The 15,670-nt window shown below is 37.6% G+C and carries 13 protein-coding genes; 2 read left to right on the top strand and 11 right to left on the bottom strand.

Annotated features, from left to right (window positions below):
* Positions 1–340 precede the first annotated feature (340 nt).
* Positions 341–1,867 carry a hypothetical protein gene (locus GCWU000282_RS06755; protein ID WP_023354306.1) on the top strand — a complete coding sequence of 509 codons (1,527 nt, stop codon included), beginning with the start codon at positions 341–343 and terminating at the stop codon, positions 1,865–1,867.
* A gap of 84 nt (positions 1,868–1,951) precedes the next feature.
* Here the strand turns inward: GCWU000282_RS06755 and GCWU000282_RS06750 are convergent, their stop codons facing one another.
* Positions 1,952–2,878: a hypothetical protein gene (locus GCWU000282_RS06750; RefSeq protein WP_023354305.1), complete on the bottom strand. Its 927-nt coding sequence runs from the start codon at positions 2,876–2,878 to the stop codon at positions 1,952–1,954.
* 268 nt (positions 2,879–3,146) lie between these two features.
* Here GCWU000282_RS06750 and GCWU000282_RS06745 point away from each other — a divergent pair, with 268 nt between their 5' ends.
* On the top strand, positions 3,147–4,115 hold the full coding sequence (locus tag GCWU000282_RS06745) for a Cof-type HAD-IIB family hydrolase (RefSeq protein ID WP_035039696.1): 969 nt from the start codon (positions 3,147–3,149) through the stop codon (positions 4,113–4,115).
* Here the strand turns inward: GCWU000282_RS06745 and GCWU000282_RS06740 are convergent.
* From GCWU000282_RS06740 to GCWU000282_RS06695, 10 genes are all read right to left on the bottom strand, one after another.
* Positions 4,112–4,348, bottom strand: a complete 237-nt coding sequence (locus GCWU000282_RS06740; RefSeq protein ID WP_023354303.1) for a hypothetical protein — start codon at positions 4,346–4,348, stop codon at positions 4,112–4,114. The two genes, GCWU000282_RS06745 and GCWU000282_RS06740, sit on opposite strands and share 4 nt — an antisense overlap.
* A gap of 87 nt (positions 4,349–4,435) precedes the next feature.
* Positions 4,436–5,326, bottom strand: a complete 891-nt coding sequence (gene dapA / locus GCWU000282_RS06735) for a 4-hydroxy-tetrahydrodipicolinate synthase (RefSeq protein WP_023354302.1) — start codon at positions 5,324–5,326, stop codon at positions 4,436–4,438.
* Complete coding sequence (gene pfkA, locus GCWU000282_RS06730; protein WP_023354301.1) at positions 5,326–6,300, bottom strand: 6-phosphofructokinase; 975 nt, start codon at positions 6,298–6,300, stop codon at positions 5,326–5,328. The genes dapA and pfkA overlap by 1 nt, the downstream gene beginning before the upstream one ends.
* A 132-nt stretch (positions 6,301–6,432) precedes the next feature.
* Positions 6,433–9,915: a DNA polymerase III subunit alpha gene (locus GCWU000282_RS06725; RefSeq protein WP_023354300.1), complete on the bottom strand. Its 3,483-nt coding sequence runs from the start codon at positions 9,913–9,915 to the stop codon at positions 6,433–6,435.
* A gap of 32 nt (positions 9,916–9,947) precedes the next feature.
* The gene (whiA, locus tag GCWU000282_RS06720; RefSeq protein ID WP_023354299.1) at positions 9,948–10,886 is read right to left on the bottom strand and encodes a DNA-binding protein WhiA; all 939 of its coding nucleotides are present in this window, start codon (positions 10,884–10,886) and stop codon (positions 9,948–9,950) included.
* A gap of 1 nt (position 10,887) precedes the next feature.
* On the bottom strand, positions 10,888–11,736 hold the full coding sequence (gene rapZ / locus GCWU000282_RS06715; RefSeq protein WP_023354298.1) for an RNase adapter RapZ: 849 nt from the start codon (positions 11,734–11,736) through the stop codon (positions 10,888–10,890).
* Positions 11,733–12,635, bottom strand: coding sequence for a UDP-N-acetylmuramate dehydrogenase (gene murB / locus GCWU000282_RS06710; protein WP_023354297.1), 903 nt, complete (start codon positions 12,633–12,635; stop codon positions 11,733–11,735). Before murB ends, rapZ begins: the two co-directional genes overlap by 4 nt.
* A complete protein-coding gene (locus GCWU000282_RS06705) occupies positions 12,635–13,570 on the bottom strand; it encodes an ROK family glucokinase (RefSeq protein ID WP_051384143.1) in 936 nt (311 codons plus the stop codon). Before GCWU000282_RS06705 ends, murB begins: the two co-directional genes overlap by 1 nt.
* Before the next feature lie 186 nt (positions 13,571–13,756).
* Positions 13,757–14,689: an HPr(Ser) kinase/phosphatase gene (gene hprK / locus GCWU000282_RS06700; RefSeq protein WP_035039887.1), complete on the bottom strand. Its 933-nt coding sequence runs from the start codon at positions 14,687–14,689 to the stop codon at positions 13,757–13,759.
* A gap of 39 nt (positions 14,690–14,728) precedes the next feature.
* Positions 14,729–15,670 (bottom strand): SGNH/GDSL hydrolase family protein, encoded by a 942-nt coding sequence (locus GCWU000282_RS06695; RefSeq protein ID WP_023354294.1) that lies wholly within the window; start codon positions 15,668–15,670, stop codon positions 14,729–14,731.

The raw sequence follows: 15,670 nt of genomic DNA, 5'->3' as shown, positions 1-15,670 counted from the left end.
TTCTTATAATGGGATTGATTTCATATCTTCATTTAGCTATCTATAGCCAATTAAGGCTATATAACATACTTTTATATAGCCGGTGCTCTTATAGAGCAAAATCTTTTATTACCAAAAACTCTTGATTTCACTTTTACCACCTCCTACTTAGTAGCCTTGGCGGATGTATTAAAAGGACGTTTTTAAAATAATTATTTATTTTTAATTACTTATCTGTACGAATGTCAGTCATTTGGTGTTATAATAGATCTTGAAATAAAGACCTTATGCTTCATCAATCTACTGATTACTTCTCTTTGATTTTACTTTGCCTGATTGATGACTATGAAAGGAGCCTATTATGAAGAAAAAACTAATCGCACTTGTACTACTCTTTGCCCTGTTTTTTAGCACCTTGTCTCAAGTTACAGAGGCTAAGACAAAGCAAGAGAAGCTTGACTACAGCAAGATGCCTTACCTTGATACGCTTATATATCATAAAGATTATAAAAACGATAATCGTTATAGTGCAGCAAGAAAGTATCTCAACCTTTTAGAGAAATATGCTGATACACAAACAGTAAATGATAAGTTACTAGATGCTGAATCACTTTTAAATGGAGATTATGGATACGAGATTACATATGAAAATGACTATGGTCCAAATTTTTACGGTTCATTGTCAGATAAAGGACTTGCCTTTTTTTTGAATAGAAGGAAAACTTACAATCCTATTTTCTTGGAAACAGACTTTAATGAGCTTCCCTATGAGTTTGATGATACTGTAGAAGTGAATAAATCATTAAAGTATATAAGCTTAAAAATATTGCAGGACAGAAATCCAGAGGCCAGTGAATATGACTGCAATATGGACCATAAAATAGGATACTCCATTGCATCACGCATAAAGTTTATAAATGACAATGCTATTTTACCTAAAGACTTCCTTAAGGGTTTGAGGAAAAGGCTGTCTATCAACAGGATTTACAAGCTATATATCAGTAATTACAAGAAATATAAAGAACTTCATAACGACAACAAGTACCTATACTACAAGAACGAAAAAGTCCCTGCTCCTTGGAGAACCAACAACTTTTTTGTTACTCCTATAGTAATCGGTGGATATAAAAAGGGATTTAATCCAAAGACAGATAAATACCTAAACATCTTCTGTAATGCAAACTTTACCTATGATGGTGCTATAAATTCTCCTCCTGATATTAAGGCTTATATCTATGATACATCAGGTAAGCTTTGCGATACATTAAAGCCTTCATATCAGTATAAGAGTAATTATCTGGGCTCATTTATATTTACTGTAAGCAACACCGCCAAATACCTTAAAAACGGCAAATACAAGGTCATTGTTAAAATGACGGCTAAGAACGGGAAGGATAGGCTTTACGCTGAAAAATCTGCAACTTTCACAGTTACAGATAAGAATGTGTATGGAAGTTACAGGCGGGTTCCTATTTACCCTGCAAATGGCTCTGATAGCCGTGCAATGAAGGCATTGGGCACTAAATATTTTAAAAATATAGAAAATACTACAAACACTAGACTGGCTTATAATATTTATAAATTTATTAAGACTTCCAAATATGTCAATGTTAAAGAACGTGAATTTGATAAATATCTGTCAGTTTATGATAATAGCAAGCTATTGTATGACTCATTTTGCAGAACCGAGTGCCTGTGTAGGTTTTCTTATGACCTTACTAAATTTGGATATTACTATATTTTGAGACAAGACTTTGGTAATTATAATTTATCACTTAATAGCTTTATGTATTCACTCGGCTTACCCCCACAGGAAGTCACAAAATATTACAGCCACTATAAGTTACCTGATTATTGTAGCTTTACAATACCATTCCGACCATTGTAATCATCTTGAATATATAGGGTAAGCCTGCTACGTGATGTGGCAGGCTTACCCATTTAATCAACTCAGTTAATCTTAGTCATTTTGTTATGCTAGTACCCAATCCTTGGTAATATATATTGCATCCCAATTTTCTACTATTTTTTCTTTTCCATTTACTATTGCTTTCTTACTCTCATTTACGGAGAATACTAAATTCTTACCAACTATATGCATGCTTTCTATTTCAAATTTATTGGTGTTTTTATTTGGACTTGTAAATGAGTCATATCCAATACAATTGCTCTTTCCACGCTCATATTTTAAGATATAACTTTTCTTAAATTCTTTGCTTTTTTTGTCCTTTTTTGCAAGTATAAAATATAAATAACCATTTTTATAAAATACATCCTGTGGGGCATGTTCTCCAATGGATTTCTTTAATTTATCCGGATATTTATATTCAAACTTCCCTTTTGAACTATATTCTATATATTTATACTTTTGTTCTCCTTTAGGAGTCTTTTCTATATGTGTTTTAACATCTTTATAAAAATATATTCTATTTGTCCCGTATTCAGACGGTTTACTAAAATGAAGTACAAATTTACTCCCATTTATATTAGCAATAGAGCTAATTGAAATATCTGTTGCATCAGTTAGTTTATTTGTACCATTCGCCTGTTTGACATTTTTTTTAAGCACTATTTTTTCTCCTGCTTCATGCGTAGTACCATTTAGCTTCTTAGTGGATAACTTAACAATATAATTCTTATCTGTACCTACATAAAGGAAGCCACCGCTTAAAGTCAGACTATTGGCATGTCCTAATCTTTGGTACATATGTGTATATGATGGTTTTACAAAACCTTCTTCTATTTTATCAGTTTTGTTTATCACATATAAGCACTGCAGCGAATTGCCTTTCTTTGATTTAACACAATATAACGTGCCTTTGCTATCAATGGCTATACCGCCCATGTTAGAACATTCATTCTTGTCTTTTATCCTATATAATAATTTAAATTCACTCATAATCTTTATCTCCTTTAATATTATTTTTGTTTCCCACTTTTTTCATTGGGATTGATTCCATATCTTCATTTAGCTGTCTATAGCCTATTTAACCTGTATATATAGCTTTAGTTAGCCGGTGCTCTTATAGAGCAAAATCTTTTATTACCAAAAGCTCTTAATTTCACTTTTAACCACCTCCTTCTACTTAGTAGCCTTGGCGGAGATCTTAAAAGGACATTTTTTTAATTTTTTTGGTATTTTTTTGATAATATACCTATAATGATGTATGAGTACTATTTTTATTTACTATTCTTGCTTAGAGGACAGTATATTCCCTCTTGCCAATTCTTTACTAAACAACTATAATTATTTCATTATGAATGAGAAAATATTATTTTTTGATATTGACGGGACTTTACTTGGCAGGAATGAGTATCTGCCTGAGTCGGCAGAAGAAGCAATAAGAAAAACACGGGCAAAGGGTAACCTCTGCTTTATTTGCAGCGGTCGGAGCAAGGCTATGCTGCCTCAAAAGCTGCTTAAAGTTGGATTTGATGGGATTATCTGTGGTGGTGGAACCTATATTTCATTTAAGGATGAAGTACTGGTTGATCACAAGCTCTCTGCTTCAGAGCTTTCAAGGCTCTTAGACTGGTTTGACGGCTCAGACCTCGGACTTTTCTTTGAAGGAGATGAATATATTCATGTCCTTCCGCTTGAACGCTATAGTGACCCTACCAGACTTAAACTTTTGCTTAAAGAACTGTCCGGACCGTTAAAAGAAATTAGACGAGACAATCTTGACGAACTGAGTGTCGGTAAATTTTCAGGTATGATAAGTCCTTTGCAATGGGATTATGCCATGAAAATGGCTGATGATATAAGTGACTTTATGACAGCTATCATTCACAGAAGACCAAATGAAGCTAAATTTATGGCAGCAAATACACCTCTTGACACAAACTCAAAAGAGGAAAAAAACAGTTGGGCAGGCTATGGTTTTGTTGAATTTCTGCCAAACGGTTTTAATAAGGCAACTGCTATTAAGGCTGTGCTTGGACATCTCAATCTCCCACTCTCCTCAGCTTACGGCTTTGGGGACAGCGAAAATGACAGAGAAATGCTTACCTGGCTTCCAAACTCTGTCTGCATGGGCAACGGAGATGAAAACATAAAAAAAATTGCCTCGTATGTAGCCCCTCCTTTACTGGAGGATGGCATATACAAGGCAATGGAACACTTTGGACTTGTTTAATTTTCTGCCTCTGCGGCTTCACTTTCCTCAGCTGCTTCCTTAACTCTTCTAAGGTTAAAATAACCTCTGGAGTGAGGGGCAGCTTTTGTTTCGCAAGTTTCACCATCACATTCACACTCTTCACCATCGCATTCGCAGCAACAGCAGAAGAAATGCTTGTACACAAAGTAGCAGATTCCCGCTATAACAGCAATTCCTGCTATAGCTGAAGCTATTCCTATTATTTTTTTCATAAAACCCTCCTTATATTGTATTATTGATACAGGATTGCTTCGACTTCACCTACCACAATCCTTGCAAAAATGTTCGCAACCCGCTCATTATTTTAATAGTCCCACGTTAATAAGTTCTTTTCTTAAAATCTCTCTGTGTGCATCAGACATAGGTGTAAGCGGCTTTCTATAGCCTCCCACCTCATAACCGAGAAGATTCATTGCTTCTTTTACAGGGATTGGGTTTACATCTATAAACAATGTATTTATAAGTGAAAGATACTTATTCTGTATTTCTAAAGCTTTTTTTGTATCTCCGTTTCTAAAACTCATAACCAGATCATGCATTTCTTTAGGTATTATATGGGATACTACAGAAATTACTCCCTTTCCTCCCATTGCACATAAAGCCACAACCTGATCATCATTTCCTGAATATATATCAAAGTCAAGCCCTGCTGTAAGAGCCGCTATCTTTGCTATATTAGAAATATTGCCGGATGCTTCCTTTACCGCAACAATATTTTTAACATCCCTTGCAAGCCTGTATATGGTTTCAGGATCAATATTTACTCCGGTTCTTCCCGGTATATTATAGAGGATTACCGGTATATTAACCGCATTGGCAGTATCCGCAAAATGCTCATACATTCCCTCTGCCGTAGCCTTATTATAATAAGGGGATACAAGGAGCAACCCATCCGCACCGTATTCCTCGGCTTCCTTCGACATCTCAATAGCTGTCTGCGTGCAGTTTGAACCTGTACCTGCAATTACAGGCACTCTGCTATTGACAAACTTTACAGATTCACGAATAACATCCATATGTTCCTTTTCAGTAAGTGTGGCAGATTCTCCTGTTGTACCACAGATTACAAGACCGTCTACACCGTCTTCAATCTGCTTATTAATAAGTTCTTCCAGTTTAGCATAATTCACACTGCCATCAGGACCAAACGGAGTTATAAGTGCTGTTGCAACTCCTTCAAAAATTGACATTATCTCACCAGCCTCCTTCCAAGATCAATCATCCAAGGATCAGCCTTTTTGGTCATCTTAAGTGCCTCAGCTATATCATAGTCAACAAACTGGCTGCCCTTCATACCTATAACTCTGTTACTCTTACCTTCTAAAAGGAGGTCTACCGCCTTTGCACCAAACATACTTGCATATACTCTGTCTGTAGCACTCGGACCACCGCCTCTCTGGATATGGCCGAGTACGGTTGCTCTTGTCTCCATACCTGTAGCCATTTCAATCAGCTTAGCCATTTCATTGGAATTGCCTATGCTCTCAGCATTTATAATAATATAATGCTTTTTACCTTTTGCACGAAGTTCTTTAATTCTTTCTATAATCTCACCGAGCTTACCATCATAGGTATCAGAGGTAAGTATTTCCTCAGAACCATTGGCAATACCGCACCAAAGAGCTATATAGCCCGCTCCCCTTCCCATAACTTCGATAATGTTGCAACGTTCATGTGAGGTAGAGGTATCTCTTACTTTATCTATACATTCCATGGCTGTGTTTACTGCAGTGTCAAATCCTATAGTGTATTCTGTGCAGGCAATATCGTTATCTATGGTTCCGGGAAGAGCTATAGTGTTGATGCCTCTTTCTGCAAGTCTGCCGGCTCCCTGAAAAGAACCGTCTCCACCAATAACTACCATTCCGTCTATGCCATGCTTCTTACAAATTTCAGCAGCTTTATCCTGTACTTCGGGATTTTTAAATTCAGGACATCTTGCTGTATAAAGTATAGTGCCTCCGCGCTGAATAATATCTGATACACTTTTTGAATTCATATCAATAATATCTTCATCAATAAGACCCGCATAGCCTCTTCTTATGCCTTTTACCTTCTTACCTGCTGCAAGTGCTGTACGTACAACACTTCTTATACACGCATTCATTCCGGGTGCATCTCCACCACTTGTAAGAATTCCTATTGTATTTACTTCCTTAGCCATTTTTAATTACCTCCATAAATTTGTATGTATGAATTTTCTAACAAGATTAGGCTGTTATAATCATAGTCTATGGGCTTTATTTTAATACAAAATAAGTTTACAATCAACAATAAGTTTATAAGAATCATACTCTTAGATCATTTTTGTTACTATTTTAACATTCTCTTCGCCCAGTTTTTCCTTTAACAAGGCTATTACAGATTCTGCATAGGACATTCCCTTTACTGTATTTACCTGCTTTACCTGCTTTTCTTCCCTGCAATAAAGCATAACTTTGGCATTTCCCTTATTATTAATGAAAATCTCATTTAATTTTGGTTCTATTTCTTCAAGTTTAGCCTTATTTTCAAATTGCAGCCATACTTCTCTCGGAATTTCCTCAAAAGGAATAATTTTTCCTGCAATCAGCTTAGCATCCGCATTTTCTTCAAGTGAAGCCTTACCTGATATTATGTATTTTCTTCCTTCTTCAATAACATTCTTAAACTTCTCAAAATCTCTGGGAAATACTATGATTTCGATATTGCCCACCAAATCTTCCAAAGTAATAAATGCCATTCGCTGATTATTTCTGGTAAGCTTGATATTTACTCCGGTAGCTATACCTCCTAATACATAGTTCATGCCAGACCTTACATTTACCCTTCCCTCTTCTTCATCATAGGCAAAATCCATAGAGTTTGTATTACAAATGCCCCTTAAAAAATCCTGATAATCGTAAAGAGGATGTCCGCTCAGATAAATTCCTATCATTTCTTTTTCAAAAGCAAGTTTTGTTTCCATGTCAAACTCACCTAAAACAGGCATTTTTACTTCCAGTGCAGATAAATCTTCCTGTGGGGCAATATCAAAAAGACTTAGCTGTCCTGCCATCTTGCTGTGTTTTTCATGTGAAACTGAGTCAAGAACCTGCTCATACACTGCCATTTTTTCACGTCTGGTTCCTGAAAGTCCGTCAAGAGCTCCTGACTTTATCAGAGCCTCCAAGCCCTTTTTATTAAGTATTCCCGACAATCTTTCCACCAAATCGGACAGGCTCTTATATTCTCCTCTTTCTTCTCTGTCTTTTACTATGGTTTCGGTCACATTTTCACCAAGTCCCTTGATGGCAGACATCCCATAGCGTATACCTTCTTTAACTGCCGTAAAATTGCCTTCTCCCTCATTTACATCAGGTGGAAGGATGGCAATACCCATATTTTTACTTGATAAAATATATTCCGAAACCTTACCCGTATTTGACATTACACTGGTTAAAAGTGCCGCCATGTATTCTTTAGGGTAATAATATTTCAGATAGGCAGTCTGGTAAGTTATGAAAGCATAGGCAGCGGCATGCGAGCGGTTAAAGGCATATTTTGCAAAATCAATCATCTTATCATAAATCTTATTTGCAACCTGCTCTGAAACACCTTTTGCCACACAGCCGGGTATTCCCTTTGTCTCATCTCCGTATACAAAGTTCTGTCTCTCCTGCCTCATCACACTGTCTTTTTTCTTTGACATGGCACGACGAAGCAAATCACTTTGTCCATAGCTGTAACCGGCAAGCTCACGCACTATCTGCATAACCTGCTCCTGATAGACTATACAGCCGTAAGTTGATTTAAGTATAGGTTTAAGCTCCTCACAGTCATATTCTATCTCTGTAGAATTTCTCTTACCGTTTATATAATCATCTATAAATTCCATAGGTCCCGGTCTGTAGAGAGAAATACCCGCTATTATATCTTCTATATTATCAGGTCTTAACTTCTTCATAAAACTTGTCATTCCGGGACTTTCAAGCTGAAATACTCCCTCGGTCTTACCTTCGCTTATCATAAGATAGATATTTTCATCTTCCATATCTATCTTTTCTATGTCAAAATCTTCCTGCCCTGACTTCCTGCGGTTTCTGTTTACAAGCTCCACTGCCTTTTCTATAACGGTAAGGTTTCGAAGTCCGAGGAAATCCATTTTTAAAAGCCCGAGCTGTTCTATGGTTTCCATTGTATACTGGGTAGTAACCGCCCCGTCACTGCTTGTGGAAATAGGTACATAACTGTCCACCTCACGCTTACTGATAACAACTCCGGCCGCGTGAATAGAGGTATGTCTCGGCAAGCCCTCAAGTCTTCTTGAAAGGTCAATCAGTTTCTTAGCTTCTTCGTTTTCTTCATAAAGCTGCATTAAATCAGGATTGTCCTTCAAAGCCTTGTCAATATTCATTTTAAGTTCATTCGGTATCATCTTGGCTACCTTGTCACAGAAGCTGTAAGGGAGGTCTAAGGCTCTGCCCACATCTCTTATAACCATCTTGGCTGCCATAGTACCGAAGGTAACAATCTGAACTACCTTTTCTCTGCCGTACTTTTCGGTAACATAGTCTATTACCTCCTGTCTTCTAAGTACACAGAAGTCTATATCTATATCGGGCATGGTCACTCGTTCGGGATTAAGGAAACGCTCAAAAAGCAGGTTATACTTAATTGGATCAACTCCTGTAATTCCAAGACAATACGCCACTATACTTCCTGCTGCCGAGCCTCTGCCCGGACCTACCGCTATATTATTTTCCTTTGCAAAGTTGATATAATCCCAGACTATAAGGAAATAATCCACAAAGCCCATATTACTTATAGTATCTATTTCATATTTCAGTCTTGCCCTTAATTCATTCTCTTCATCCCCAGTAATTCCTTCATATCTTGACTTAAAACCATCTTCGCAGAGTTTGTTAAGGTATGAAAGAGCTGTATACCCTTCCGGTACAGGATATTCAGGCAGGTGGTACTTACCGAACTCTATCTCTACATTACAGCGCTCTGCTATCTTTTCTGTATTTTTTATTGCTTCAGGGATATAGTGAAATATCTCTTTCATCTCTTCGGGAGATTTTACATAAAACTGCCCACCCTCATATTTCATACGGTCATCATCAGTTACAATTTTCTGAGTCTGGATACAAATGAGAACATCATGTGCCTCAGCATCCTCCTTGTACAGATAATGACAGTCATTGGTTGCTATCAGAGGTATTCCTGTTTCAGCAGAAATCCGCATTAATCCCTGATTAACAAATTTTTGTTCAGGCAGTCCATGATCTTGAAGCTCTAAAAAGAAATTATTTTCTCCGAATACGTCTCTTAATCTAAGAGCCTCAGCCTTTGCTCCTTCATAGTCTCCCTCTCTAAGCTTGGTCGGTACTATCCCGGCAAGACACGCTGAGGAAGCTATAATTCCCTCATGGTACTCCCTTAACAGTTCATAGTCTACTCTCGGTTTATAATAAAAACCTTCCGTAAAGCCTCTTGATACAATCTTCATTAAATTCTTATGACCTGTGTCATTTTCAGCAAGTAAGATTAAATGATTGTATCTTTTGGCTGATTTTTCAGTCCCTTTTTCAAACCTTGAGTTTGGAGCTACATATACTTCACAGCCAATAATAGGCTTTATGCCTTCTGCTTTACAGGCTTTGTAAAATTCTATCACTCCGTACATAACACCATGGTCAGTTATTGCGCAGGCATCCATGCCTAATTCTTTTACCCTCTTAACCAGCTCTGAAATTTTACTTGAGCCATCTAAAAGGCTGAATCCTGTATGTAAATGTAAATGAGTAAAGCTCATTTTTTCCTTCTTTCTATATTAAAACTTTCAATCTAAACCCTGTTTTCTTCTGCTATCTGACTGATTTTATTTAATCTGTGGTTCACTCCCGACTTGCCAAGCGGCTCACTTAAAAGCTCTCCAAGTTCCTTTAAGGTGGCATCAGGATTTTCCATACGAAGCTTTGCAAGCTCCTTTAATCCATCCGGCAATTTGTCCAGTTTATTTATGTTTTTCAGATAATATATGTCATCAAGCTGTTTTGCCGCTGCGGATGCAGTCTTTTTTATATTGGCTGTCTCACAGTTTACCTTTCGGTTTACCTTGTTTTTAACCTCTTTATATATTCTCACATTTTCAAATTTCATAAGTGAAATATGTGCTTCGGTAATGCCAAGAAACTCAGAAATTACATCACTTTCTTTCAAATAAACCGGATAATGGTTCTTTCTTTTTACCGGTTTTGCATTTATTTTAAGCTCGGAAAGAATAGTAATCAGTTCCTCCGCCTGTGTTTCATCTTTTACAACTATTTCAAAGTGATAACTCTTTTCAGGATCTCCTATGGAACCGGCAGCTAAAAAAGCCCCTCTGACAAAGGCCTTTTTACAGCAGTTATTTTGCACTATCAGATTTGAAACCAGTGAATAATCGTCTCTTAAGCTTCCATCTTTGTCTAAAAACTTGATTCCCGCAAGTACCTCTGCGGCTTCCTTGTTTTTAATCAGAATCGTGTAAATAAGCGTATTTTTAACAGAGCTTCTTCTTATAGAAACCTCTCCCTTAATTCCAAAAGCTTTCTCTAAAAGTGTGTAAAATTTTCTGCCGGTAAATATATTTTCTGTGTGAATAAGCAGTCTGTAGTTCCCCGTTTCCGTGATTCTTATTCTGCCGCAAAAAACTATAATGGCTGCCAATTCCGCTATCTGACAATGTCTGCCTCTCGGAATATATTCCGTAAGCTCTTCCTTAACTTCCGCTGAAAAGGACATATTAAATCTCCCTGTGTTCTATCCTTGCCTTATATTCAGTATCCCTAAACCACTCAAGCAGTGCATTTGCAAGAGTCACCGACCTGTGTTTTCCTCCCGTGCATCCTATTCCTATAACCAGTTGATTCTTCCCCTCAGCCATATAATTAGGAAGCAGAAAATCCACCATATCGGTAAGCTTTGAAAGAAACTGTCTTGCAGCCTCTGATGACATTACATACTCATATACCTCTTTATCATTTCCGGTTTTTTCCTTAAGTTCAGGTATATAAAACGGATTTGGTAAAAATCTCACATCAAATACAAGATCTGCATCAGACGGTATTCCATATTTATAACCAAAAGAAAGTATAGTAGTCACAAAACCATTATACTTTTCTTCATTGATAAATATTTTATATAACTCCGCCCTTAATTCTCTTGTCAAGAGCCTGCTTGTATCAATTACATAATCTGCATTTTCTTTTAAGAAAAGAAGTCTTTCTCTCTCTCTGGCTATTCCTGCTTCTATCCTTCCTGTACCTGAAAGCGGATGTGTTCTCCTTGTCTCTTTATACCTTCTGATCAGACTTTCATCAGAGGCTTCCATAAAGAGGATTTCTGCTCCTTCATTTTTTACCTCAGGCAAAATCCCTGACAATTTGTCAAGTCCTGAACCGCTTCTTATATCTATTCCTACAGCTGTGCCCGTATGCTCTCCTTTAGTCTTTGTCAGCTTGGCAAAATCTACCAGAAAGTCAACAGGAAGATTGTCCACACAAAAATAACCTGCATCTTCAAGACTTTTAAGGGCGGTTGTTTTGCCTGCCCCTGACATTCCTGTAACTATAACCAGTTTTGCTGCTTTCATAGCATTTTTACCTCCGGATAGAGCTTCACTCCGCTTTTTTCTTCAACTACCTTTTGTACGTAAGATATTAACTTTTTTACATCCTTTGCTGTTGCATTGTCTGCATTTATAATGAAGCCGCTATGCTTCTTTGATACCTCCGCACCGCCTACCCTTGTTCCCTTAAGTCCTGCTTCTTCTATAAGCTGAGAAGCGTAACCTGTTTCAGGACGTTTAAATGTAGAACCTGCACTTGGATAATCAAGTGGCTGCTTTTCTCTTCTTTTCGCATTTAGTTCATTTATTTTTTCTTCAATATCTTCTCTTTTACCGGGCTCAAGCTTAAACTCTACAGTTACCACTATAGCATTTTTAAGCCCCTGCACTATGCTGTGACGGTAAGAAAAGTCCATTTTTTCTGCCGAATAATACTTAAGCTCACCATCTATAATCATGTAGACACCAGTTACCACATCCTTCATTTCGCCGCCATAGGCACCTGCATTCATATAAATTGCGCCGCCGACCGACCCCGGTATTCCTGCCGCAAATTCAAGTCCTGAAAGCTCTTTCTCCACAGTAAAAGCTGCAAGTGCCGCAAGGCTAAGCCCTGCTCCTGCCCTTAACTTATCTTCTTCCACACCGGCTTCTGCAAGCTTACCTGTAAGGTGGATAATAACTCCATCCACCCCTTCATCGGCCACCAGAAGATTACTTCCGTTTCCTATAACAAAGAAGTCTGCTCCCTCTTTCTTGCAGTAATTTGTCACCTTAATAAGTTCTTCTATATTATCAATTTCAAGAAAAACTTCAGCAGGACCACCTATCTTAAAGCTGGTGTGCTTTCTCATATCTTCATTTAAAAATATGGCTTCGCCACATAAAATGTTTTGAAGCCCTTTCATAAATTCTTTATTCATTATCCTATCTTCTTTCCTGCTATCATAGCTGCACAGCCATAAATGCCTGCATCATTTCCCAGTGTTGCAAGTCTGAATTCTTTATTTTTTAACGCATCCATTACAAATTCATTGTAGTACTTGGTAATCGCCTTGATGATTATTTCGCCTGCCTTAGACACTCCTCCGCCCACTACAAACACCTCAGGATCTACTGTCTGCGCCATTCCTGCACAGGCAAAGGCAAGATACCAGCCAAGCTTATCCAGTACATCAAGACCTATGGCATCCTTCTTCTTAGCCGCATCCAATACGTCCTTAGCTGAAAATCCGTCAATATCCGCTAAAATAGTAGAATTCTTTCCTTCCACCATTTCAAGCTTAGCAAGGCGGACTATGCCTGTTGCGGATGCATACTGTTCAAGACAGCCTTTTTTTCCACAATTACAGGAAGCTTCTTCATTTGGATTTACACAGATATGACCAATCTCTCCGGCAGCTCCGTTTGAGCCGGCAATTATCTTGCCATCTATAATTACTCCGCCGCCTACACCGGTTCCAAGAGTTACCATAATAAGACTTTCATGCCCTTTACCGCCTCCCTGCCACATTTCTCCGAGTGCAGCAGCATTGGCATCATTTGCAACCAGAGCCTTAAGACCTGTAAGTTTTTCAATTTCTGACTTAACATCAGTCCTGCCCCAGTGCATATTTACGCACTGTGAAACCACTCCATCTCCGGTTACCGGTCCGGGAACATCTATACCTATACCCTCACAATCCTTCTTTTGATATTCATCTGTAAATCTATCCTCTATTGACCTTGCCACATCAGAAAGCACGCTTTCCGGCAAGGTTGGTATTTCCCACTTGGAAATAAGTTCTCCCTTTAATGTAAACATTCCAAGTTTAACTGAAGTTCCGCCTATATCCACTCCAAAACAAAATTTACCCATGATCTTCTCCTTTAACAACATTTTAATAAATGATGCAAGTATCAAAATATAAAATTCGCATGAGCCTGCTTGCAAAAGAAGTTATTATCTTTTGACACCCACATCAATATACAATTCAAATTCTTTTACTGTATAAGCCCAAATTATAATCTTGCTTCTAAGTTAAATTTTATAATTTTCAAATTACTATATGTCTCTGTTTTTCATTATATTTGATGTTACTCTGTCGTAGAACTCCTTAGCCGCATTGTAACCCATCTTCTTCTGACGATTGTTTACCGCTGCTGCCTCACAGATAATCGCAAGGTTTCTGCCCGGACGAATTGGTATACTATGGCTTATAAGATTTATTCCAAGAATCTCAGTATACTGTTCTTCAAGTCCCAGTCTGTCAAATTCATATTCCTTATCCCATTCCATAAGCTTGATTATAAGGTCAATGTTTTGAAAATTCTTGACACTTGCAAAACCGAACAGAGTCCTCACATCAATAATTCCTATACCTCTAAGCTCTATAAGATGCTTGGTTATCTCAGGAGCTGTACCCACTAAGGTATCTTCACTTATTTTCTTTATTTCTACAACATCATCTGATACAAGACGGTGTCCACGCTTTATAAGCTCAAGAGCAGCCTCACTCTTACCTATACCGCTCTCTCCCATAATAAGCACTCCCTCACCATAAATATCTACGAATACACCATGTATGGATATTCTAGGTGCAAGCTGATGACGCATATAGCGGATAGCTTCAGCCATAAAAGCGGATGTTGCCTTATCTGTCCAAAGTACGGGAACTCCCTTTTCAAGAGCAGCAGCAAGAATCTTCTCATGCACTTCAATACCCCTGCAGAAAATAAGGCATGGAATCTTATAATCCATAAGTTTTGTAACTACCTTTATACCGTCTTCCTCATTTTTTCTTTTAAGAAAGGCATACTCAACATTACCTATGACCTGAATACGCTCTGAATCAAAATAGTCAAAAAAACCTGCAAGCTGAAGCGCCGGACGGTTCACATCTATATGTTTAATTAAAATATTTTCTGTATCAATCCCCGGTGTGAGATTCTCAAGTCCCATTTTTTCTATAAGTTCCGACAATGGTACACTGTACATACCTTCCATATTTTTGCTCCTTTTTATTAGAAATATTGGTTAGTTAAGTATAGCATGAAGTGTTGGGTTATTCAAGAATTTACCAAAATACCTGCTCATCTTCTCAGCCCCATACACATTCAAATGAAGCCCTCCGTCATAAGTGTCCTTAGAGTAATCAATCCCTACTTCGTCTGTTAAGTTCAGATAATTAATATAGGTTAAACCATTCTTTTTCGCATAGTTTTTTATCTGCTCGTCCCATTCTTTATACCAGTACGGATAAAGTAACGGAGCTTTCATTAAAATCAGTTCCACATCATTTTCCTTGCAAAGCTTCACCATTTTATCCAGATACTTATAGGAAATCTCAGGTAAATTGTAATCAGCTAAAGGCTTTCCTGTAGGTACTTTATCCACAGGCTGTACCCCTTTATTCACAAGATAACCGCTCTGTGATACTATAGGCTTATTAAAAATATACTTAAAATCTTCTTCTTTTAACTCACTCCAACGGGAATGAAAACGAAGCAAAGGAAAAACATAGGTAATAAATTTCTCCTCAGGAAGCATTGAAGCCTTTATCGCTTTAATCTTGGAAGCTGACCATTTCATACCGTCAAGAGTCATCCTGTTGTAGCTCTCCTTCTGCGGCTCTCCGTATTTCATAGCAAGCACATTGTAGACTACGACTTTTGGCTTTTCATACTTTAGCATTTCTTCCAAAAGATAGTACGACTGCCAGATTAGCTGATTTGCACTTCCTCTGATATAGCTTTTAATCCCGTACTCTTCCCACAATACCTTTGGCGAAAAAGTTTCGTAAACCTCACAATCGCCGACAAACAGCACATCATGATTTTTCTCTTCTTTATAATATTCACCAACCAAGGCGCCTTCAGGAATATCGTCTATGTATTTAGGTATAAGAAGCTTTTGAAGAATAAAAAGAAGGGCTAAGGTTATAAATATGGCAGAAATTATATAAATCTTCCTTTTCAT

Origin of the sequence: Catonella morbi ATCC 51271 (genome assembly GCF_000160035.2) — a bacterium.
Classification (GTDB): Bacteria; Bacillota; Clostridia; order Lachnospirales; family Lachnospiraceae; genus Catonella; species Catonella morbi.
Note: the sequence above shows the minus strand (reverse complement) of the source record. Positions and strands in the feature narration are given on the sequence as shown.